General features: G+C 70.3%; 15 protein-coding genes and 1 pseudogene. 3 read left to right on the top strand and 13 right to left on the bottom strand.

Features of this window, described 5'->3' with window-relative positions; genetic code table 11:
• Positions 1-57: 57 nt before the first annotated feature.
• From OHA73_RS30555 to OHA73_RS30535, 5 genes are all read right to left on the bottom strand, one after another.
• Positions 58-2,010 (bottom strand): acyl-CoA dehydrogenase family protein, encoded by a 1,953-nt coding sequence (locus tag OHA73_RS30555; protein ID WP_267069040.1) that lies wholly within the window; start codon positions 2,008-2,010, stop codon positions 58-60.
• 120 nt (positions 2,011-2,130) lie between these two features.
• A complete protein-coding gene (locus tag OHA73_RS30550; RefSeq protein WP_327656626.1) occupies positions 2,131-2,949 on the bottom strand; it encodes a GH12 family glycosyl hydrolase domain-containing protein in 819 nt (272 codons plus the stop codon).
• A 183-nt stretch (positions 2,950-3,132) separates the two neighbouring features.
• Positions 3,133-4,575 carry an aldehyde dehydrogenase family protein gene (locus OHA73_RS30545; RefSeq protein ID WP_327656625.1) on the bottom strand — a complete coding sequence of 481 codons (1,443 nt, stop codon included), beginning with the start codon at positions 4,573-4,575 and terminating at the stop codon, positions 3,133-3,135.
• Between the two features lie 245 nt (positions 4,576-4,820).
• Positions 4,821-6,476 carry a PucR family transcriptional regulator gene (locus OHA73_RS30540; protein WP_266714760.1) on the bottom strand — a complete coding sequence of 552 codons (1,656 nt, stop codon included), beginning with the start codon at positions 6,474-6,476 and terminating at the stop codon, positions 4,821-4,823.
• Positions 6,477-6,654: 178 nt separating this feature from the next.
• Positions 6,655-9,015 (bottom strand): ATP/GTP-binding protein, encoded by a 2,361-nt coding sequence (locus OHA73_RS30535; RefSeq protein WP_327656624.1) that lies wholly within the window; start codon positions 9,013-9,015, stop codon positions 6,655-6,657.
• Between the two features lie 307 nt (positions 9,016-9,322).
• On the opposite strand from OHA73_RS30535, the gene gabT reads away from it, so the two are divergent.
• Positions 9,323-10,657, top strand: coding sequence for a 4-aminobutyrate--2-oxoglutarate transaminase (gene gabT / locus OHA73_RS30530; RefSeq protein WP_266714757.1), 1,335 nt, complete (start codon positions 9,323-9,325; stop codon positions 10,655-10,657).
• Positions 10,658-11,215: 558 nt separating this feature from the next.
• Entirely contained in the window at positions 11,216-11,662 is a 447-nt protein-coding gene (locus OHA73_RS30525) for a phosphatase PAP2 family protein (protein WP_327656623.1), read from the top strand.
• Here the strand turns inward: OHA73_RS30525 and OHA73_RS30520 are convergent.
• Positions 11,601-12,623, bottom strand: a pseudogene (locus OHA73_RS30520) (chitinase); the annotation flags it as partial. The gene OHA73_RS30525 and the pseudogene OHA73_RS30520 overlap by 62 nt on opposite strands.
• 240 nt (positions 12,624-12,863) lie before the next feature.
• A complete protein-coding gene (locus tag OHA73_RS30515) occupies positions 12,864-13,322 on the bottom strand; it encodes a hypothetical protein (protein WP_266714753.1) in 459 nt (152 codons plus the stop codon).
• A gap of 167 nt (positions 13,323-13,489) precedes the next feature.
• Here OHA73_RS30515 and OHA73_RS30510 point away from each other — a divergent pair, with 167 nt between their 5' ends.
• Positions 13,490-13,855, top strand: coding sequence for a nuclear transport factor 2 family protein (locus tag OHA73_RS30510; RefSeq protein ID WP_327656622.1), 366 nt, complete (start codon positions 13,490-13,492; stop codon positions 13,853-13,855).
• A gap of 3 nt (positions 13,856-13,858) precedes the next feature.
• Here the strand turns inward: OHA73_RS30510 and OHA73_RS30505 are convergent, their stop codons facing one another.
• The 6 genes from OHA73_RS30505 to OHA73_RS30480 all read right to left on the bottom strand — a co-directional run bounded on the left by OHA73_RS30505 (position 13,859) and on the right by OHA73_RS30480 (position 21,154).
• On the bottom strand, positions 13,859-15,277 hold the full coding sequence (locus tag OHA73_RS30505; RefSeq protein ID WP_327656621.1) for an NAD(P)/FAD-dependent oxidoreductase: 1,419 nt from the start codon (positions 15,275-15,277) through the stop codon (positions 13,859-13,861).
• A gap of 30 nt (positions 15,278-15,307) precedes the next feature.
• A complete protein-coding gene (locus OHA73_RS30500; protein ID WP_266718915.1) occupies positions 15,308-16,096 on the bottom strand; it encodes an ABC transporter permease in 789 nt (262 codons plus the stop codon).
• An 11-nt stretch (positions 16,097-16,107) separates the two neighbouring features.
• Positions 16,108-17,040, bottom strand: a complete 933-nt coding sequence (locus tag OHA73_RS30495) for an ABC transporter permease (RefSeq protein WP_267069045.1) — start codon at positions 17,038-17,040, stop codon at positions 16,108-16,110.
• Complete coding sequence (locus OHA73_RS30490; RefSeq protein WP_327656620.1) at positions 17,037-18,209, bottom strand: ABC transporter ATP-binding protein; 1,173 nt, start codon at positions 18,207-18,209, stop codon at positions 17,037-17,039. The genes OHA73_RS30495 and OHA73_RS30490 overlap by 4 nt, the downstream gene beginning before the upstream one ends.
• A 52-nt stretch (positions 18,210-18,261) precedes the next feature.
• Complete coding sequence (locus OHA73_RS30485; protein ID WP_327656619.1) at positions 18,262-19,521, bottom strand: polyamine ABC transporter substrate-binding protein; 1,260 nt, start codon at positions 19,519-19,521, stop codon at positions 18,262-18,264.
• Positions 19,522-19,600: 79 nt separating this feature from the next.
• Positions 19,601-21,154, bottom strand: coding sequence for a gamma-aminobutyraldehyde dehydrogenase (locus OHA73_RS30480; RefSeq protein ID WP_327656618.1), 1,554 nt, complete (start codon positions 21,152-21,154; stop codon positions 19,601-19,603).
• Positions 21,155-21,282 lie beyond the last annotated feature (128 nt).

Raw genomic sequence — 21,282 nt, 5'->3', positions numbered from 1 at the left:
CTCCCTGTGCGTCCGACACGGGATGGCAGAAGGACGTAAAGGATCAGGCGTGGAGCCTCAGCGGATCGGCCGGTGCACGTTCTTCCGCTTGCTCGGGCCGAGTGTCGCGTCGGCGATCCAGGGGCCGTCGCCGCTGAGGTCGACGACGCCCTGCTCCAGCCACGTGTACGTACCTCCTATGACGCCCTTGACGACCTTGTGGTCGAGGTCGTCGGTGTTGGTCCACAGCCGGTCGAAGAGTTCGTCGACGCGGATGCGGGACTGGCGGCAGAAGGCGTCGGCGAGCTGGTAGGCCTCGCGTCCGTACGCCTCGGTGGTGCGCAGGAGTTCGGCGCGTACGCAGGCCGCGCTCATGGCGAAGAGTTCGGCGCCGATGTCGACGATCCGGCCGAGGAAGCCCTGCTTCGTCTCCATGCGGCCCTGCCAGCGGGACATGGCGTAGAAGGTGGAGCGGGCGAGTTTGCGGGCGGAGCGTTCCACGAAGCGGAGGTGGGTGGAGAGGTCGGGGTGCCCGGAGGGGTGGAACTCAGCGTACGTACGCGGGAGTTGACCCGGGCCCGCGACCAGTTTCGGGAGCCAGCGGGCATAGAAGCCGCCTGCTTTTGCTCCCGCCTTCGCCTTGTCCGAGAGGGACTTCTCGGGGTCGATGAGGTCGCCGGCGACCGACAGGTGGGCGTCCACGGCCTCGCGCGCGATCAGCAGGTGCATGATCTCGGTCGAGCCCTCGAAGATGCGGTTGATGCGCAGATCGCGCAGGACCTGCTCGGCGGGGACGGCGCGTTCGCCGCGGGCCGCGAGGGATTCGGCCGTCTCGAAGCCGCGGCCGCCGCGGATCTGGACGAGCTCGTCTGCCATCAGGCAGGACATCTCGGAGCCGTAGAGCTTGGCGAGGGCGGCCTCGATACGGATGTCGTTGCGGTCCTCGTCCGCCATCTGCGAGGAGAGGTCGAGGACGGCTTCCAGGGCGAAGGTCGTCGCCGCGATGAAGGAGATCTTCGAGCCGACGGCCTCGTGGAACGCGACCGGCCTGCCCCACTGTTCGCGCTCCGCCGACCACTCGCGGGCGATCTTGAGGCACCACTTGCCCGCGCCGACGCACATCGCGGGCAGCGAGAGGCGGCCGGTGTTGAGGGTGGTGAGCGCGATCTTGAGGCCCGCGCCCTCGGGGCCGATCCGGTTCGCCGCGGGGACGCGGACCTGGTGGAAGCGGGTGACGCCGTTCTCCAGGCCGCGCAGGCCCATGAAGGCGTTGCGGTTCTCGACGGTGACGCCCTCGGACCCCGCCTCGACGACGAACGCGGTGATGCCGCCCTTGTGGCCCTCCGACTTCGGTACGCGGGCCATGACGACAAGCAGGTCGGCGACGACTCCGTTCGTCGTCCACAGCTTCACACCGTCGAGGACGTACGTACCGTCGCCGTCGGGGACGGCGGTGGTGGCGAGCCGGGCCGGGTCGGAGCCGACGTCGGGCTCGGTGAGCAGGAACGCCGAGATGTCGGTGCGGGCGCAGCGCGGCAGGAAGGCGTCCTTCTGCTCCTGCGTGCCGAACTGCTTCAAGGGCTGGGGCACGCCGATGGACTGGTGCGCGGAGAGCAGCGCGCCGATGGCGGGCGAGGCCGAACCGACCAGGGCGAGCGACTTGTTGTAGTAGACCTGCGTGAGCCCGAGACCGCCGTACTTCGTGTCGATCTTCATGCCGAGCGCGCCGAGCTCCTTGAGCCCGTTGATCGTCTCGTCGGGGATCTGCGCCTCGCGCTCGATGCGGGCCGAGTCGATCTTCGTCTCGCAGAAGTCGCGCAGCTTGGCGAGGAATTCCTCGCCGCGCTGCGCGTCCTCGTCGGCGGGCAGCGGGTGCGGGTGGATGAGGTCGAGCCGGAACCGGCCGAGGAACAGCTCCTTGGCGAAGCTGGGTTTGCGCCAGTCCTGTTCGCGGGCCGCCTCGGCAACCTGGCGTGCCTCCTTTTCGGAGACCTTCGCCCGGTGCTCGGGTGCTGGGGGTGTTGCGGACATGAGGTTCACCTCGCCGCGCGTCGGGTCACCGGCCCGGCTGGTTACCGGTCGGTGCTACTCGATCGTATGTACCCGATAACGGGCATGTCGACCAGCCCCTGCGCACATCCCGTCCGCCGATCAGCCCACGTTCACGGAGTACGCCTCCGTACTGAGCTTCCCCTTCCCCTTGAAGACCTCGGTGCCGGCCTCGATGCCGGAGAGGTACTTGTCGCCGCTCATCAGCCCGCGCGCCACGAGCGCCTGGTTGAAGTCGTCGAGGTCGAGGGTCGCGGAGGTGGTGTTGGCGGTGCGGACGAACGAGTAGACGTTCCAGCCGACGTTGCCCTTGTAGAGGTCCCAGGTGGCGCCGCCGAGGCTGACGGTGGCCTCCTTGGTGCCGAGGGGGCCCGCGCCGCCCTGGCGGTTGAGCCAGATCATGACCTCGTCGGTCGGGCCGTCCTGCCAGTCGGCGTTGTCCTTGGCGTGGAACCACAGGTCGTAGGCGACGTTCATGGTGCCCGGGTCGGCGTTGAGCCCGAACTTCCACGTCGACCTGATGTCCTTCTTGTCACCGACGCGGGTGGGGAGGCCCGTGGCCGACTTGTCGACCTTCCAGCCCCAGTGCCAGCCCAGGACGCTGGAGACGTAGGACTTCACGTCGTAGTCGTGTCCGGCCGAGTTGTTGGCCCAGTCGTACTCGGTGGCCCACGAAATGGTGTCGCCCGACTGGGAGTTGGACCACATGCACTGCGACCCGGTGGCCTTGTCCTGACCCCACAGGTTGTTGTTGACGTAGTACTTGCCCATCGCCACGGTGGCGTAGGCGTCGCAGAGTTTCGCCGACTCGTCGGCCATGGCGACGCTGACGGTGGCGCCGGTCGCGAGTGCGGTGGCCGCTGCCGCGGCGAGCTTCAGGCGTCGGGAGAGGCGGGGGCGGCGATGCCGGCTGGCGGCCATGAGGGACGTCCTTCCGTTGGGGGCGTTGGACTACGTCCCTCAAGTGGCCGCCGCGCGCGGGGAAGTTGCCTTCGGGCGAAAGGCCGACGGCCGGAGCCCCCGCACAGTGGGCTCCGGCCGTCGTGGTCCGGCGCGCGGACCAGGCGCGCGCCGGGGGTTTTCGGTGTTCTCCTCTCGGAGTGACTACAGCGCGAGGCCCGTCAGGACGAGGACGCGCTCGTACGTGTAGTCGTCCATGGCGAACTTGACGCCCTCGCGGCCCACGCCGGACTGCTTGGCGCCGCCGTACGGCATCTGGTCGGCGCGGTAGGACGGGGCGTCGCCGATGACCACGCCGCCGACCTCGAGCGCGCGGTGGGCGCGGAACGCGGTCTGGAGGTCGTGCGTGAACACACCAGCCTGGAGGCCGTACTTGGAGTCGTTGACGGCGGCGAATGCCTCGGCCTCGCCGTCCACCTTCTTCACCGTGAGGACCGGACCGAAGACCTCCTCGCAGGAGATCGTGACGTCGGCGGGGACATCGGCGAGGACGGTGGGCGCGTAGGTCGCGCCGTCGCGCTTGCCGCCGGCGAGGAGGGAGGCGCCGGCGTCGACGGCCTCGGTCACCCACGACTCGACGCGCTTCGCGGCGTCCTCGCTGACCAGCGGGCCCACGTCGGTGGCGTCGTCGGCCGGGTCGCCGGTGACCTGCGCCTCGACGGCGGCGACGATCTTCGGCAGGAGCCGGTCGTAGACGCTGGCGTCGGCGATGACGCGCTGCACCGAGATGCAGGACTGGCCGCCCTGGTAGTTGGAGAAGGTGGCGATACGGCTCGCCGCCCAGTCCAGGTCGGCCTCGGAGGCGTAGTCGGCGAGAACGACGGCCGCGCCGTTGCCGCCGAGCTCCAGGGTGCAGTGCTTGCGCGGGACGCTGTCCATGATCGCGTAGCCGACGGGGCCCGAGCCGGTGAAGGAGATGACCGGGAGGCGCTCGTCCTGGACCAGGGCGGGCATGCGGTCGTTGGGGACCGTGAGCACCGACCAGGAACCGGCCGGGAGGTCCGTCTCCGCGAGCAGCTCGCCGAGGATCAGCGAGGAGATCGGGGTGGCCGGGGCCGGCTTGAGGATGATGGGCGCGCCCACCGCGATGGCCGGGGCGACCTTGTGGGCGCTCAGGTTCAGCGGGAAGTTGAACGGGGCGATGCCGAGGACGACGCCCTTCGGGACGCGGCGGGTGATCGCCATGCGGCCCGTGCCGCCCGCGTCGGTGTCGAGGCGCTGGGCCTCACCGCTGTTCCAGCGGCGGGCCTCCTCGGCGGAGAAGCGGAACACGGAGACGGCGCGGCCGACCTCGCCGCGGGCCCACTTGATCGGCTTGCCGTTCTCGGCGGAGATCAGCTGGGCGATCTCCTCGGTGCGCTCGATCAGGCGGTCGGCCACGTGGTTCAGGGCCTTGGCCCGTACGTGGGCGGGGGTCGCGGCGAACTCGTCGACCACGGCGTGGGCGGCGGCGACGGCCTCCTCCACCTGGGCCTCGGTGGGCTCGGCGACGGTGCCGACGAGGCGGCCGTCGTAGGAGTTGTGGACGTCGAACGTCGTGTCACCGGTGGCCTGGCGGCCGGCGAGCCAGAAGGCGTGGGTGGTCATGGGTGCGTGTACCGGCCTCTCCGTGGGTTTGGGGGGTGCGGTGACCACGGTAGGGCGGGTGTGTGGGGTTGCCGTTTGGACAATGCGGCGTAGTCGTGGGTGACAGTTCGCCGAATTGGCGCACGGCAACGTGGTTCCGGCCTCGGGGCTCCGCCCCGGCCCCCGCGGGCTCTCGTAACCAGAGCGGGGCTGAAAGATCGGGGCTCCGCCCCGCACCCCGCGGGCTCTCGTAACCAGAGCGGGGCTTAAATACTGGTCGCCTTCAGCGCCAGCCACAGCTCCATGCGGACGTCCGGGTCGTCCAGGGAGCGGCCCAGGATCTCCTCGACCCGACGCATCCGGTAGCGGAGCGTGTGGCGGTGGACGCCCAAGTCAGCCGCCGCCGCGTCCCACTGGCCGTGGCGGGAGAGCCACGCCCTGAGCGAGGCCACCAGGTCGCCCCGGCCCGTCGCATCGTGGTCGCGGAGCGCCCGCAGGAGGCCGTCCGCGAACGCCCTGACCGCGTCGTCACCCAGCAACGGCAACACCGAGCCCGTCGCGACATCCTCGTGCTCGACGAGGATCCGGCCGCGTCTGCGGGCGACGGAGAGCGCCTGTTCGGCCTGCTTGTACGCGGACACCGCCGCGATCGGCCCGGCCGGCGCCGAGAAGCCGATGACCAGTTCGTCCTCGGACGAGTTCTCCCCGCGCGTCGACTCCAGGGCCTCCGCGTACTGGAGGCAGGCCTCCGCCGCCGCCCCGCCGTCGACGGCGAGCAGCACGAGGCGCTCGCCGTCGGGGACGACGAGCAGCGCCTCGCCGGAGCGCGCCGCCGCGGACTCCACGACGTCGGCGAGGACGGGGAGCGGTCCCGCAGGTCCCGCACCCTGCTCCCGGGACCCGGTCACCGCCTCCGCCAGCAACGCCGCCGTCCCGCTCGACGGCGCCGCGACCGGCCGCGCCGTCCCGTTCTTCGGCGGCGCCGCGGCGTCCGCGATCAGCATCCGGAACGGCGCGTCGAGCAGCGCCCCGTACAGGTCGCCCGCGACGGCCCGCGCGTGGTCGGGCTCCCCCGCGAGCAGCATCCGCAGGACGGCCGAGCCGATCCGCTGCTCGGCCGCGTACAGCGCCCGGGAGCGTTCGGTGGTGAGGGTGAGCAGGGCGATCGCCGAGTGCAGCGCGTACCGTTCGGCCGTCCCCAGGGCCGCCGCCGTGCCCACCGCGAGCGCCGCGCGGGGCCGCCGTCCGGTGCCGATGGAGTGCAGTTCGACCCGGTCGTCGGAGCCGCTCTCCACCACCGCGCTGGCCGGCGCGGGCCGGTCCCGCAGCCGCTCCACCTCGCCGGTCAGGCGGGCGGCGCGGCGGCCCGCCCAGTCCGGGGCGGTGGCGACGACGGCGCCCGACGCGTCGTACAGCGCGGCCCACCCGTCGACCTGCGCGGCGAGCACGGCGAGCACCCCTTCGGGCCCGCTGCCCAGCGCCTGCTTGGTGAGTTCGCGCTGGGCGGCGAACCCGGAGGTGACAGCCTTGTACTGCTCGGCGGCGATCGCGGCGGAGACCGCCTTGCTGATGGCGATGAACGGCGTGCGCGTCGGCACCGCGAGCAGCGGAAGACCCTCGTCCTTCGCCGCCTTCACCAGTGCCTCGGGGACGTCGTCGTAGTTGACGCCGACGGCGAAGCCGAGTCCGACGACCCCCGCCTCGACGAGCCGCTTCACATAGCGGCTCATCTCCTCCGGGTCCTCGGCGTCCAGCTTGAGCGCGGTCATCAGGAGGAGCTCGCCGCCCTCCATGTACGGGACGGGATCGGCGAGCTCGCTCACGTGCGCCCAGCGGACCGGCGTGTCCAGGTGCTGCTCGCCCGCGCGCACGCCGAGCTTGAGCGCCGAGTGGTGGACGAGCGAAGCGAGCGTGGGCGGCATAGGCCAGGCCTTCGGGTGAGCGGGGGGCGTACACGGGGGCAGGGCGTACACGTGGATCCTGTGAAGCTTTTGGCCGGTGCGTATGAACGACCAGTGTCGATTCTGCCTCACCGTACGTACCGCTGGGGCCCCCGCCCCCTGAAAGCTCAGTCAACCTTCAGACGTTTTCACACGCTTTTCAGCCCCGCAGGTCCACGAGCAGCGGCGGAGCGTGCTCACCGCGCACAGTGGTGAGCGAGAGCACCGCGTGCCCCGGCGGCACCGCATGCGCCAGATCGGATGCCGACCAGCGCTCGCGCTCCACCTTGCGGACGGTGACGGCGTCCGTGGTGACGGCCTTCCCGGTCACCATCTGGCGTGCCTTGTGCAGCGCGCGGGTCAGCGGCTGCTGCGCGAACACCGCGTGCTGCGCGACCTCCTCGGTCTCCACCCACTCCGTGCCCCAGGCCTCGGCGAAGCGTCGGCCGTCCCATGTGGTGACCCCGGAGAACGCCATGCGGCAGCCGACGGCCGCGTACAGCGGGCCCTGCAGGGGCTCGGCGACCTCGCCGATGGTGCGCAGGCCGAGCACCACTCCGGCGTGTGCGGACCGCAGCCGCTGGATGCCGCGGACCGTCTCCGCGGTGACGGTGCGCGCCGCGTCGTCGAGGACCAGACAGGCGAAGTGGGAGCGCCCGCCCCGGCCTCGTACGACGGAGGTGAACTGGGCGAGCAGCAGCCGGGCGAGCAGCCGGGACGCCTCTTCGTGGCCCTGCTCGGGCAGGTCGACGCGGACCCGCAGCGGGTGGTGCGCGAGGGCCCGTACGGAGAACGGGCGGGCGGCGGCCGGGTCGAAGAAGCCGGAGAAGATCGGGCGGTCCAGGAGGGCGAGGCGGTCGGCGAGCAGCGGGCCCGGATCGCTGGCGGTGCCGAACTGCCGTTGCCGGGCGTCGAGTTCGCGCCGCATCGCGGAGTCCGCCAACAGGCGCCCCTTGAGGTCGGCGAAGGCCTCCGGATCGCCCTCCAGGAGTTCGCGCAGCACCGGCACCGCGGGGAACGTGCCGTGCGCCTCCCTGTAGGGGCCGAGGAGCTGGGCGAGCGCAGTGGAGGCGCGCCGGGTGTCGACCGTGTCCAGGTCACCGACCAGGCCCTCGGCGAGGAAGCCCGCGGCCTCGTCCGCGTCGGTGGCGTCCGCGTACAGGTCGAGGTCGTGCACCGACGACCGGTCGCCCGGCCTGACCACCACGTCGTACGCGTCGTCGGGGCCGAGCGGGGTGCCCTGCGCGCAGACCGCGAGCACGGCGCACTGCCCGGTGAGCGCCTGGAGCGCCAGGGACTCGACCACGGGGCGTACGACCCCCGCCGTCTTGCCCGCGCCCGGCGGTCCTACGGCGAGGAGCGAGGTTCCGAGCAGGTTCGGGTCGAGGGCCGCGCCCGCGCCCCGCAGCGCGTACGGATTGCGCTCGTCGCTCGCGAAGGAGCCGATCCGCACCTGGCCGACGAGCAGGTCGTGCGCCGCCGCGCGGGCCGGCAGATCGCGCTGCCCCGAAGGGTGCGCCCAGGCGCCCGCGCCCTGCTTGAGCACGGTCTTGGTGAAGGCGGCCGGGTCGGCGGTGTGCCGCCAGGCGTGGGTGACGCGCGCACAGTCCACGTCGTTCATGCGGCCGCCCGCCACCTCGGCGGTGAGCACGTCGGCGGCCTGGCCCTGGCCCGCCTCGCGCAGTTGCGCCCAACCCGCGCGCGCGGGTTGGGCGGCGGGACGGGGCGGCGCTTCCTTCTTGCGGCGCGCGGACCAGATGTCGAGCCAGCCGCCGATCCGGGCGAACGGCCACAGCACCGCCGCCGTGATCAGCGCGTACAGGAGATAGGCGAGGACCGGGACCTGGAAGAAGCCGTAGCCGCCGGTGACGAGGACGACGAGGGAGAGGACCGGGTCGGCGATCGGCAGCGGCCGCCAGGAGAGGCCGAGCGCGTCCGGCCACACGAAGACCAGCACGCCCACGGCGGCGACCGAGGCCACGATCGCGCGGGCCGGCTGGGGCCTGCGGACGACGAAGTGCCGGATGCCCTCCGCCCAGGCCCCGAAACGCCCCACCAAGAAGACGAGCAGAGCGAAAGCCACGCCTTCGTAGACGACGAGTGCGTCGTACGCCTTCTGGTCCCGGGGCGAGGTCGTGCCCGGCCACCACCAACCGTCCGGCGTGAAGATCTTCAGCGGGGCCCACTGGTACGGCAGCGTGCCGCGCCGCCACAGACTCCACAACAGGACGCCGACCAGGAACGACAGCGCCATCCACACCAGCAGCTTGCGCCCGATCGCCGACGTGTCCCGCTCCGGGGGCCGGGGCTCGTACTCGTACCGCCACACACCCGGTTGGGTCTTGGGACGGCGCGCGGCGAGCCACTCGGCCACCGAGCCGCGGGCCGCCGGGGGCGCCTGCCGGGGCATCGGCGGGGCGGCCGAGCGGGGCGGCCGCGCGGGACGCGGCACGGGCGCGGACGCCTGCCGCTCACCGCCACCCGCACCCTGCGTGCCCTGCATGCCGCTTTCGCTGTCCATGGCCTAGCCCCCTGAGCTGCCCTGTGCCGTGTGCGTCGATCGCGCCTCAATCTAATGCCCGTACCAGGGGAGTTCACCGCATACGCGCCCCATGGGCCGGGCCCGTCGCGGCGCGCGCACCCGTCCCGTCCGGAGACCCCACCGGATCCACACCTGTCCAAGACGGACAACGGGCACCACCGACCCCGCCCGGATGGAGCATGACCACCCCGCTCCCCCGCCCCTAACCTGCGAGAAACCCCCCGAAAGCAGCCCCGGCGACGTCGCGACGGAACCCGGGACCGGATTCCAGAACCAGGAGCCCCGCATGAGCGACATCCCGCAGGAGCGCCGCGTCGTCACCGCCATCCCCGGCCCGAAGTCGCAGGAGCTGCAGGCCCGCCGCACCGCGGTCGTCGCCGCAGGCGTGGGCTCCACGCTGCCGGTGTTCACCGCCAAGGTCGACCGCGGCATCATCGAGGACGTCGACGGCAACCGCCTCATCGACTTCGGTTCCGGTATCGCCGTGACCTCCGTCGGCGCCTCCGCCGAGGCCGTGGTCCGCCGCGCCTCCGCCCAGCTGCAGGACTTCACCCACACCTGCTTCATGGTCACGCCGTACGAGAGCTACGTCGCGGTCGCCGAGGCGCTCGCCGAGCTGACGCCGGGCGACCACGAGAAGAAGTCGGCCCTCTTCAACTCCGGCGCCGAGGCCGTCGAGAACGCCGTCAAGATCGCCCGCGCCTACACCAAGCGCCAGGCGGTCGTCGTCTTCGACCACGGCTACCACGGCCGTACGAACCTGACGATGGCGCTGACCTCGAAGAACATGCCGTACAAGAACGGCTTCGGCCCGTTCGCGCCCGAGGTCTACCGCGTCCCGGTGGCCTACGGCTACCGCTGGCCGACCGGCGAGGAGAACGCGGGCGCCGAGGCCTCCGCCCAGGCGATCGACCAGATCACCAAGCAGATCGGCGCGGACAACGTCGCCGCGATCATCATCGAGCCGGTGCTCGGCGAGGGCGGCTTCATCGAGCCGGCCAAGGGCTTCCTCCCGGCGATCCGCCAGTTCGCCGCCGACAACGGCATCGTCTTCGTCGCGGACGAGATCCAGTCCGGCTTCTGCCGCACGGGCCAGTGGTTCGCGTGCGAGAACGAGGGCATCGTCCCGGACCTGATCACGACCGCCAAGGGCATCGCGGGCGGCCTCCCGCTCGCCGCCGTGACCGGTAAGGCCGAGATCATGGACGCCGCGCACGCGGGCGGCCTCGGCGGCACCTACGGCGGCAACCCGGTGGCCTGCGCCGGTGCGCTCGGCGCCATCGAGACGATGAAGGAGCTCGACCTCAACGCCAAGGCGAAGGAGATCGAGACGACGATGAAGTCGCGCCTGTCGGCGATGCAGGAGAAGTTCCCTGTCATCGGCGACATCCGCGGCCGCGGCGGCATGATCGCCGTCGAGCTGGTCAAGGACCCGGCCACCAAGGAGCCGGCTCCGGAGGCCACCGCCGCCCTCGCCAAGGCCTGCCACGCCGAGGGCCTGCTCGTCCTCACCTGTGGCACCTACGGCAACGTGCTGCGCTTCCTGCCGCCGCTCGTCATCGGCCAGGACCTCCTGAACGAGGGCCTCGACATCATCGAAAACGCGTTCGCGGCGCTCTGAGGAGCTCCCAGGACGCCGCTCCGGTAACAGGAGCCACACGCCCCGATCGTGATGGCGTATGCCGCGACGATTCCGTGACCTGCGACGACGGTCGGGCCGTGTGAAGAAGGTGTGCGAGGCCGATGGGATGTTGCCCAACCGGCTGTCGCACCCTCAGCCCCTGCCGTACGGTTTCTGCAGATGAGAGAAACACCTCGCTCGCAGGCGACTGCGGGCGAACCCGGGTCGAGGCCTCCCCAGCTTCGCCCTGGTCGTGCCCTCGCGCACACACCCGGAGCTTCCGGCTCCGGAACTCCTCACCGGTCGGACGGTCGCTCGCCCCAAACCCCCCGGGGCGCGCGATACGCCGGCCAGTTCGGCCGGTTCGGAACTACCCCCCCTGTTCCGAACCGGCCGACCATTTTTCTCCCCCTCTTCGCGGCGCTTCTCTTCGCCGCACTCACCTGGCAGGTCGCATCCGACGGCCCCCTGGTCACGTACGACGAGCGCCTCGGCAACGCGATCCGCACGAGCGCGATCCCTTCCGCCCCCGCGGAGTTCTTCGCCGACCTCGGCAACATGAGCGTCGCGCTCCCGGTCCTCGCCGTCACCCTCGCGTACGTCACCTGGCGCACCCGGTCCTGGTTCTCCGTGCTCACCGCGGTCGTGACGATGGCCCTGGTCCCCGCCCTGGTGGCCCCGCTCCAGTCGCTCATCGCCCGCCCGGGACCGCCGCCCATGGCACCGGAGACGGGCTTCTACCCGTCGGGCCACACGGCGACGGCCGCGGTCGCGTACGGACTGTGCGTGCTGGTGCTCCGTTCACGCCGACTGGCCTACGGCTGCGTCGTGTTGAACGCGGCCGTAGGCCTGGGACTCGTACGGCAGGGGTATCACTGGCCGGCCGATGTGCTCGGCAGTTGGTGCCTGTCGGTGCTGTTGTTGTGCGCGGCGGCGTACGCGGTCAGCCGAAGTAGCCGTCGAAGTTCTTCTGGAACTCCCAGTTGCCGAAGCGGTCCCAGTTGATCGACCACGTCATCAGTCCACGCAGGTCCGGCCAGGTCCCATGGGGCGCGTACGAGCCGCAGTCGGTCTTCTTGGTGAGGCAGTCGAGGGCCTTGTTCGTCTCGGCCGGGGACACGTAGCCGTTGCCCGCCTGGGTGGACGCCGGCATGCCGATCGCTACCTGGTCGGGGCGCAGCGGCGGGAAGACGTTGTTCGCGTCGCCCGCGACCGGGAAGCCGGTGAGCAGCATGTCGGTCATGGCGATATGGAAGTCGGCGCCGCCCATGGAGTGGTACTGGTTGTCGAGGCCCATGATCGGGCCGGAGTTGTAGTCCTGGACGTGGAGGAGCGTCAGGTCGTCGCGCAGAGCGTGGATGACCGGGAGGTACGCCCCCGCGCGCGGGTCCTGACCGCCCCATTTGCCGGTGCCGTAGTACTGGTAGCCGAGCTGGACGAAGAACGTCTCCGGGGCCATGGTCAGCGTGAACTTGTCGCCGTACTTGGCCTTCAGGGACTTCACCGCCGAGATCAGGTTCACGATCACCGGGGTCTTCGGGTTCTTGAAGTCGGTGTCGTCGGCGTCCAGGGAGAGGGAGTGGCCCTCGAAGTCGATGTCGAGGCCGTCGAGACCGTACTCGTCGATGATCTTCGAGACGGACGTGACGAAGGTGTCGCGGGCGGCGGCCGTGGTGAGTTGGACCTGGCCGTTCTGGCCGCCGATCGAGATCAGGACCTTCTTGCCCGCCGCCTGCTTGGCCTTGATCGCGGCCTTGAACTCGGCGTCCGACTCGACGCCCGGACACTCCGTGGCCGGACAGCGGTCGAAGCGGATGTCTCCGGAGGTCGTCGACGTGGGTTCGCCGAAGGCGAGGTCGATGACGTCCCAGTTGTCGGGGACGTCGGCGAGGCGGGTGTATCCGGCGCCGTTGGCGAAGCTCGCGTGGAGGTAGCCGACGAGGGCGTGCGCCGGGAGGTCGGCATCGGCGGCACGTGCGGTGGTGGACAGGGCGGTGAGGCCGGTCGCGGCGAGCGCGGCGGCCGCGAGGCTCGTCAAGAGCCGGTGGAATCCACGGGGTGTACGGGACCTGCGGGGTCTGGAGCGGGACATGGCTGCCTCCGGGCGTGGTGGGGGAAACGAGCACGGTGGAGCGCGCCCAATTTGGTCCAGACCAATTGAGTTGTCAAGGGTCGGGGATCCGCGGATCTCCCAGCACTCCCACCACTACTCCCCTGTGCCCCTTGCCAGTTGGGCCGCCGCCTCGTGCATCGCGAGTTCCAGGAGCGCCGGGTCCGTGAGCGTGCCCGAGCCGTCCGGCGGCACCAGCCAGCGCACGCCGCCCGCGAGCCGGCCGGGGTAGGGCACCACGATCCAGCTGCCGCTCCCCACCGCGCGCACCCCGGTGCCGAGCCACCGGGCGGCCGTGCCCGCGGGTACGAAGAAGCCCATGCGGGCGGCGCCGAAGTCCGCGAGCACGGGGCCCGGCCTGTCGATCACCCGGCGCAGCACGTCGAGCGTCGGATAACCCAGCTCCCCCGGCAGGATCAGCACGTCCCACCGCTCGCCCGCGGGCAGCAGCGCCACCCCGTGCGGATTGCGTTCCCACTCCCAGCGGCAGGCGTCCGGATCCGGTGCCACGGACACCAGCCACTCGACGGCGGCCTTGTCGCCCGAGCCAGTCATGAAGAGGCCTCCTCGTTCACATCGACGCTGATCGTCACGAACGAGAGGAGGAAGTGGCCCGAGCATTACGCGACTTCGGTTACCTGGAGGTAGTGAATTTTCGGAGCCGCGTACGACCAGGGCGTACGCCGGGTGATCCCCAGCAGGCGCACCCGTACTCTCGGGCCATGGAAGAGGACGAGAAGACGCAGGTGCAGGCGGCGATCGACAGGGAGCTGCGGCTGCTGGAACCGGACGTACGCGCGCATGACGAGCTCGTACTGGCGCTGCTCGACCCGGAATTCTTCGAGTTCGGCGCGTCCGGGCGGCGCTGGGGGCGGGAGTCGATCCTGGCGGTGACCGGGGCCGCGGATCCCGGCCCGCCGATCCGGGTCACGGAGATGGCGGGGACGCTCCTCGCCCCCGGCATCGTGCACCTCACGTTCAGAACGGACGAAGGCGAGCGTCGGGTGAACCGCAGCTCCCTGTGGCGCCGCCACCCGGAGGCCGGGTGGCGGATCTACTTCCATCAGGGCACGCCGACGTCGGCGTAGCGCTCAGCTGTCGAAGCCGAGGCCCACCGTGTCCATCGCCTTCAGCCACAGATTGCGGCGGCCGCCGTTCTCGTCGGCGCGTGCAAGGGACCACTTGGTGAGCGCGATGCCCGTGGACGCGAACGGCTCGGGCGGGAACGGGAGCGGCTTCTTGCGCACCATCTCAAGCTCCGTACGGTCCGTGCGCTCGCCCGAGAGCAGGTCCAGCATCACGTCAGCGCCGAACCGCGTCGCGCCCACGCCGAGGCCCGTGTACCCGGCGGCGTACGCCACCCGCCCCGCGTGCGCCGTGCCGAAGAACGCCGAGAAGCGGGTGCAGGTGTCGATCGCGCCGCCCCAGGCGTGCGTGAAGCGCAGGCCCTCCAACTGCGGGAAGCACGCGAAGAAGTGGCCCGCCAGCTTCGCGTACGTCTCCGGGCGGTGGTCGTGCTCGGCCCGCACCCGGCCGCCGTACGGGTAGATCGCGTCGTAGCCGCCCCACAGGATCCGGTTGTCGGCCGAGAGCCGGAAGTAGTGGAACTGGTTGGCGGAGTCGCCGAGGCCCTGGCGGTTCTTCCAGCCGACCGCCGCCAGCTGGTCCGCGCTCAGCGGCTCCGTCATCAGCGCGTAGTCGTAGACCGGGACGGTGTACGCGCGCGTGCGCTTCACCAGGGACGGGAAGACGTTCGTGGCGAGTGCGGCGTGCCGGGCGAAGACCCGTCCGTACGGGGTGCGGACCGCGACGCCGGCGCCGTTCGAGGCCAACTCCGTGGCCGGCGTGTTCTCGTGGATGCGGACGCCGAGGTCGAGGCAGGCGCGCTTGAGGCCCCATGCCAGCTTCGCCGGGTGGAGCATGGCGACGCCGTGCCGGTCGTACATCGAGCCGAGGAAGGTGGGCGACGCGACCTGTTCGCGGGTCTCGTCCGCGTCGAGGAGCTCGACGACGTCGGCGAGACCTGCCTCGGTCAACTCCGCGTGGAACTCGTGCAGTTCGGCGACCTGGTGGGGCTGCGTCGCCACGTCCAGCTCGCCGGTGCGCTCGAAGTCGCAGTCGATGGAGTAGCGGGCCACCGCCGCCTCGATGGCGTCGAGGTTGGCGGCGCCCAGCTCCTCCAGCTTCTTGATCTCCTTCGGCCAGCGGGCGAGCCCGTTGGCCGTGCCGTGCGTGAGGGAGGCGGCACAGAATCCACCGTTGCGCCCGGAGGCGGCCCAGCCGATCTCGCGGCCCTCGACGAGGACCACGTCACGGCCCGGGTCGCGCTCCTTGGCGAGCAGCGCGGTCCACAGTCCGCTGTAGCCGCCGCCGACGACCAGGAGGTCGCAGTGCTCGTCGCCGGTCAGGGCCGGGCGGGCCTCGGGCCTGCCGGGGTCGTCGAGCCAGTAGGTGACCGGCTTGGCGTCGGCGAGTGAATTCGTCCAGCGATTCATGGCGCGTGCGGCCATGATTCCAACTCCCTCAGAAATACGAGTAGATCAGGCAGTTTTGTTCTTGCGCTTACCGATGGTCATTGCAGCCAGCACACACAGTACGGCGACCAGGAACATGGCCGTACCGATGACATTGATCTGAACGGGCGTTCCGCGCTGCGCCGAGCCCCAGACGAACATGGGGAACGTGACGGTCGAGCCCGCGTTGAAATTGGTGATGATGAAATCGTCGAAGGACAGCGCGAAGGCGAGCAGCGCGCCTGCCGCGATGCCGGGCGCCGCGATCGGCAGCGTCACGCGCAGGAACGTCTGCACCGGGCCCGCGTACAGGTCCTGCGCCGCCTGCTCCAGGCGCGGGTCCATCGACATCACGCGCGCCTTCACCGCCGTCACCACGAAGCTGAGGCAGAACATGATGTGGGCGATCAGGATCGTCCAGAAGCCCAGCTGGGCGCCCATGTTGAGGAAGAGCGTGAGCAGCGAGGCCGCCATCACGACCTCCGGCATCGCCATCGGCAGGAAGATCAGCGAGTTGATCGCGCCGCGCGCCCTGAACCGGTAGCGGACGAGCGCGAAGGCGATCATCGTGCCGAGGGCCGTCGCGCCGATCGTGGCCCAGAACGCGATCTGGAGGCTCAGCGAGAGCGAGCCGCACATGTCGGCGACGCCGCACGGGTTCTTCCAGGCGTCCGTCGAGAACGCCTGCCATTCGTAATTGAAGCGGCCCTTCGGTTTGTTGAAGGAGAAGACCGTGACGACGAGGTTCGGAAGCAGGAGATAGCCGAGCGTTATGAGGCCCGCTATCACCACGAGATTCTTTCGCAGCCAGCGCATCAGCATCGACATCAGACGAGGTCCTCCGTCCCGGAACGACGGATGTAGAAGGTGACCATGAAGAGAATGGCCGCCATGAGGATGAAGGAGAGCGCCGCCGCCGTCGGATAGTCGAGAATCCGCAGGAACTGCGTCTGGATGACGTTTCCGATCATGCGGGTGTCGGTGGAGCCGAGCAGGTCCGCGTTCACGTAGTCGCCGGTCGCCGGGATGAAGGTCAGCAGCGTTCCGGAGACCACGCCCGGCATCGACAGCGGGAACGTCACCTTGCGGAAGGTGGTGAAGGGGTGCGCGTACAGGTCGCCCGCCGCCTCGTGCAGCCGGCCGTCGATCCGTTCGAGAGACGTGTACAGCGGCAGGATCATGAACGGCAGGAAGTTGTACGTGAGTCCGCACACCACCGCGAGCGGTGTGGCGAGGACCCGGCTGCCGTCGGTCATGCCGAGCAGGCTCGTGACGTCGAGGATGTGCAGCGAGTTGAGCGCGCCGACGACCGGGCCGCCGTCGGCGAGGATCGTCTTCCACGCGAGCGTACGGATCAGGAAGCTGGTGAAGAACGGGGCGATCACCAGGATCATGATGAAGTTGCGCCAGCGGCCCGCGCGGAACGCGATGAGATACGCGAGCGGGTAGCCGAGCAGCAGGCACAGGATCGTGGCGAGGCCCGCGTACAGGACGGAGCGCAGGAACTGCGGCCAGTACTCGGACAGCGCGTCCCAGTACGTGGCGAAGTGCCAGGTGACCTTGAAGCCGTCCTCAAGTGACCCTTGCTGCACGGATGTCGAGGCCTGGTAGACCATCGGCAGCGCGAAGAAGACGACAAGCCAGAGGATGCCGGGCAGCAGCAGCCAGTACGGGACGAGGCGGCCGCGCTTGCGGGGCTTACGCGGCTTGTCGATCGGCGCGGGCGCCTGTGGGGGCGCGTCGGAGAGTGTCGTGCTCATGCGGCGGCGTCCTCCGAGACCTTGGCCGCGCCCGCGTCGATGTCCTGGGCGGCGTCGAGGCCGAACGTGTGCGCGGGGTTCCAGTGCAGGACGACCTCGGCGCCGGGGACGAGGCGGCTGTCGCGCTCGATGTTCTGCGCGTAGACCTCGAAGGAGTCGCACAGCGGGCTGTCGATGACGTACTGCGTGGAGACGCCGATGAAGCTGGAGTCGGCGATCTTCCCCGTGATGCGGTTGCGGCCGTCGGAGATCTCGCCCGCGTCGTCGGCGTGCGTGAGCGTGATCTTCTCGGGCCGCACGCCGAGAAGCAGCTTGTCGCCGGTCGCGGTGGTGCTCGACGAGTTGCGGGCGGTGGGCAGAACGAGCTTGCCGCCGCCCGCCTTGAGGGTGAGGTCGTCGCCGGAGCGGCCCGCGATCTCGGCCTCGATGAAGTTCGAGGTGCCGAGGAAGTTCGCGACGAACGTCGAGCCCGGGTTCTCGTACAGGTCGGTGGGGGCGCCGAGTTGCTCGACGGAGCCCGCGTTCATCACGGCCACGGTGTCGGCCATCGTCATGGCCTCCTCCTGGTCGTGCGTGACGTGCACGAACGTGATGCCGACCTCGGTCTGGATGCGCTTGAGCTCCAGCTGCATCTGGCGGCGCAGCTTGAGGTCGAGGGCGCCGAGCGGCTCGTCGAGCAGCAGCACCTTGGGGTGGTTGATGAGCGCGCGGGCCACGGCGACGCGCTGCTGCTGGCCGCCGGAGAGCTGCTGCGGCTTCTTGCGGATCTGCTCGCCGAGCTGCACCAGGTCGAGCATCTCCTCGACCTGCTTCTTCACGGACTTGATGCCGCGCCGGCGCAGGCCGAAGGCGACGTTCTCGTAGATGTCGAGGTGCGGGAAGAGCGCGTACGACTGGAAGACGGTGTTCACCGGGCGCTTGTACGGGGGCAGGGACGTCACGTCCTGGTCGCCGAGGTGAACCGTTCCTGTGGTCGGGTCCTCCAGTCCGGCGATCATGCGGAGCGTCGTGGTCTTCCCGCAGCCGGAGGCGCCGAGCAGCGCGAAGAACGAGCCCTGGGGCACGGTGAGGTCGAGCGGCCGGACGGCGGTGAAGCCGTTGTCGTACGTCTTGCTGATCCCGGAGAGACGGACGTCTCCGCCGGTCTCCGACGTCGGAAGGGTCGTCATGGTGAGTCCAAGGAGTCGGTGAGGGCAGGGTTGCGGGGCGAGCGGGATCGGCTCAGCCGCCGGTGAGCTGGGCGAACTTCTGCTCGAACGCCGTGTCTTCCTTGGCCGTCAGGGAGCGGAAGTTGTGCGCCTTCGCCGACATCTCCTTGTCGGGGACGATCAGCGGGTCGTTCGCGACGTCCTTGTCGATCTTGGCGAGTTCCGGCTTGACGATGCCGGTCTCCAGCGGCGAGACGTAGTTGATCCACGCCGCCAGCTCCGCGCCGACCGCCGGCTCGTAGTAGTAGTCCATGAGCTTCTCGGCGTTCGTCTTGTGACGTGCCTTGTTCGGGACCAGCATGTTGTCGGTCGACGAGATGTAACCGGCGTCCGGGATCGCGAACTTGACGTGCGGGTTGTCCGCCTGGAGCTGGACGACGTCACCGGCCCAGGCGAGGCAGGCCGCCAGGTCGCCCTTGCTGAGGTCGGATATGTAGTCGTTGCCGGTGAAGCGGCGCACCTGCTTGTTGTCGACGGCCTTCTGCACGCGCGCGATCGCCGCGTCGAAGTCGTCGGCCTTGAAGGTGCGCGGGTCCTTGCCCATGTCGATCAGCGTCATGCCGATCGTGTCGCGCATCTCGGAGAGCAGGCCGACCTTGCCCTTGAGCTTCGGGTCGTCGAGCAGTTGCGAGACCGAGGTGATCTCTTTCCCGCCGGTGGCCTTGGTGTTGTACGCGATGACCGTCGCGATGCCCTGCCAGGGGTAGGAGAACGAGCGGCCCGGGTCCCAGTCGGGGTTGCGGAACTGGGTGGCCAGGTTGGTGTACGCGTGCGGCAGGTTGGCCTGGTCGAGCTTCTGCACCCAGCCGTAGCGGATCAGCCGTGCGGCGAGCCAGTCGGTGAGGACGATGATGTCGCGCCCGGTGTCCTGGCCCGCCGCGAGCTGCGGCTTGATCTTCCCGAAGAACTCGACGTTGTCGTTGATGTCCTCGGTGTACTTGACCTTGATCCCGGTGCGCTTGGTGAAGGCCTCGAGGGACGGGCGGTGCTTCTCGTCGTCGCTCATGTCGATGTACTCGGTCCAGTTGGAGAAGTTGATGGTCTTCTCCTTGGCCGAGTGGTCCTCGGACGAGATGCCGCCCGAGGACTTGCTCGCCGCGGGAATGCCGCAGCCGGTGAGGGCGCTGAGCCCGCCGACGGCGAGCGCGCCGCCGGCGGAGGCCCGCAGCAGGGAGCGGCGAGCCATCGAGGCTTTGGCCCTGCCGTTCCTGAAGCTGCGGTGCATGGCGGCCAGTTGGGCCGGGGACAGACTGTCGGGCTCGTACTGCTCCATGCGCGTGGTTGCCCTTTCGGGAGGAGTGGCGGCCGGTGGTCGGTCGGCCTGCTGCCACCCGGCGGTAGCCGGATATCGGTTAAGGACGGTCCCCGAAGACCGTGCGGTGCCAGTCCTTGCGCACCACCGCGGTGTTGTCGAACATGACGTGCTTGATCTGCGTGTACTCGTCGAAGGAGTAGGCGGACATGTCCTTGCCGTAGCCGGATGCCTTGTAGCCGCCGTGCGGCATCTCGCTGAGGATCGGGATGTGGTCGTTGACCCACACACAGCCCGCCTTGATCTCGCGCGTGGCACGGTTCGCGCGGAACACATTGGTGGACCAGGCGGAGGCGGCGAGCCCGTACGGGGTGTCGTTGGCGAGCCGGATGCCGTCGTCGTCGCTGTCGAAGGGCAGCACGACGAGCACGGGGCCGAAGATCTCGGACTGCACGGCCTCGCTGTCCTGCGCGGCGTCGGCGATGAGGGTGGGCCGGTAGTACGCGCCGTCCGCGAGCTCGCCGCCGGGGGCCTCGCCACCGGTCACCACGCGCGCGTAGCCGCGCGCCCGGTCCACGAAGGCGGCGACGCGGTCCCGCTGGGCGTGCGAGATGAGCGGCCCGAGGTCGGTGCCGTCGGCGAACGGGTCGCCGAGCCTGACGGTCTCCATCAGGGCCGCCGTCTGCTCCACGAAGGCTTCGTAGAGCGGGCGCTGCACGTACGCGCGCGTGGCGGCGGTGCAGTCCTGGCCGGTGTTGATGAGCGCGCCGGCGACCGCGCCGTGCACGGCGGCGTCGAGGTCGGCGTCGTCGAACACGACGAACGGCGCCTTGCCGCCCAGCTCCAGGTGGATCCGCTTCACGGTGGCCGTGGCGATCTCGGCGACCCGCTTGCCGACGCCCGTGGAGCCGGTGAAGGAGGTCATGGCGACGTCCGGGTGGCCGACGAGGTGCTCGCCCGCGTCGCGGCCCGCGCCGCTGATGACGTTGACGACGCCGTCCGGGAGGCCCGCCTCGGTGGCGGCCTGCGCGAAGAGGAGCGAGGTGAACGGGGTGAGCTCGGCGGGCTTGAGGACGATCGTGTTGCCCGCCGCGATCGCCGGAAGCACCTTCCAGGCGGCCATCTGCAGCGGGTAGTTCCACGGCGCGATGGAGCCGACGACACCGATGGGCTCGCGGCGTACGTACGAGGTGTGGTCGGCGCTGTACTCGCCCGCGGACTGCCCCTGAAGGTGCCGGGCGGCGCCGGCGAAGAAGGCGGCGTTGTCGACCGATCCGGGCACGTCGAACTCGCGGCTCAGCTTGAGCGGCTTGCCGCACTGCAGCGATTCGAGGCGCGCGAACTCCTCGGCCTTCTCGTCGAGGACCCCGGCGAACCGGTGCATGGCGTCGGACCGCTCGCCGGGCGTGGCGCCCGACCAGCCGGGGAAGGCCGCACGGGCGGCCACGACGGCGGCGTCCACGTCGGCGGTGCCCGCCAGTTCGTACGTGTAGACCTCCTCGCCCGTGGCCGGGTCGACGACGGCGTGGGTGCGGCCGGACGTGCCCTTGACGAGGCGGCCCGCGACGAAGTTCGCGCCTTCCGCGAAGAGTTCCTGCGCCAGTGCGGCCACGTTCTTGGCCGAGGCGGGGTGATCCGAGGTGGGGTGGTGCATGAGTGCTCGCTCTCGCTTCTCCTGCGTCGGCCCTCGTCCCGAGGGCGCCGACGTAGCTCCAGCCGTAGCTCCAGCTCGATGTGAGTGACGATCCTGACAGAGGACCACAGTGCCAACAAGTGATTCCG

It is taken from the genome of Streptomyces sp. NBC_00483 (assembly GCF_036013745.1).
Classification (GTDB): Bacteria; Actinomycetota; Actinomycetes; order Streptomycetales; family Streptomycetaceae; genus Streptomyces.
This window is presented reverse-complemented; position numbering and strand designations above follow the sequence as displayed.

Coding starts and splice junctions, on each gene's coding strand:
- OHA73_RS30495 (WP_267069045.1), bottom strand. CDS start 17,040: ATGAGCACGACACTCTCCGACGCGCCCCCACAGGCGCCCGCGCCGATC.
- OHA73_RS30515 (WP_266714753.1), bottom strand. CDS start 13,322: ATGACTGGCTCGGGCGACAAGGCCGCCGTCGAGTGGCTGGTGTCCGTG.
- OHA73_RS30500 (WP_266718915.1), bottom strand. CDS start 16,096: ATGCGCTGGCTGCGAAAGAATCTCGTGGTGATAGCGGGCCTCATAACG.
- OHA73_RS30525 (WP_327656623.1), top strand. CDS start 11,216: ATGAGCGTCGCGCTCCCGGTCCTCGCCGTCACCCTCGCGTACGTCACC.
- OHA73_RS30510 (WP_327656622.1), top strand. CDS start 13,490: ATGGAAGAGGACGAGAAGACGCAGGTGCAGGCGGCGATCGACAGGGAG.
- OHA73_RS30545 (WP_327656625.1), bottom strand. CDS start 4,575: ATGACCACCCACGCCTTCTGGCTCGCCGGCCGCCAGGCCACCGGTGAC.
- OHA73_RS30485 (WP_327656619.1), bottom strand. CDS start 19,521: ATGGAGCAGTACGAGCCCGACAGTCTGTCCCCGGCCCAACTGGCCGCC.
- OHA73_RS30480 (WP_327656618.1), bottom strand. CDS start 21,154: ATGCACCACCCCACCTCGGATCACCCCGCCTCGGCCAAGAACGTGGCC.
- OHA73_RS30535 (WP_327656624.1), bottom strand. CDS start 9,015: ATGGACAGCGAAAGCGGCATGCAGGGCACGCAGGGTGCGGGTGGCGGT.
- OHA73_RS30490 (WP_327656620.1), bottom strand. CDS start 18,209: ATGACGACCCTTCCGACGTCGGAGACCGGCGGAGACGTCCGTCTCTCC.
- OHA73_RS30505 (WP_327656621.1), bottom strand. CDS start 15,277: ATGGCCGCACGCGCCATGAATCGCTGGACGAATTCACTCGCCGACGCC.
- gabT (WP_266714757.1), top strand. CDS start 9,323: ATGAGCGACATCCCGCAGGAGCGCCGCGTCGTCACCGCCATCCCCGGC.
- OHA73_RS30540 (WP_266714760.1), bottom strand. CDS start 6,476: ATGCCGCCCACGCTCGCTTCGCTCGTCCACCACTCGGCGCTCAAGCTC.
- OHA73_RS30550 (WP_327656626.1), bottom strand. CDS start 2,949: ATGGCCGCCAGCCGGCATCGCCGCCCCCGCCTCTCCCGACGCCTGAAG.
- OHA73_RS30555 (WP_267069040.1), bottom strand. CDS start 2,010: ATGTCCGCAACACCCCCAGCACCCGAGCACCGGGCGAAGGTCTCCGAA.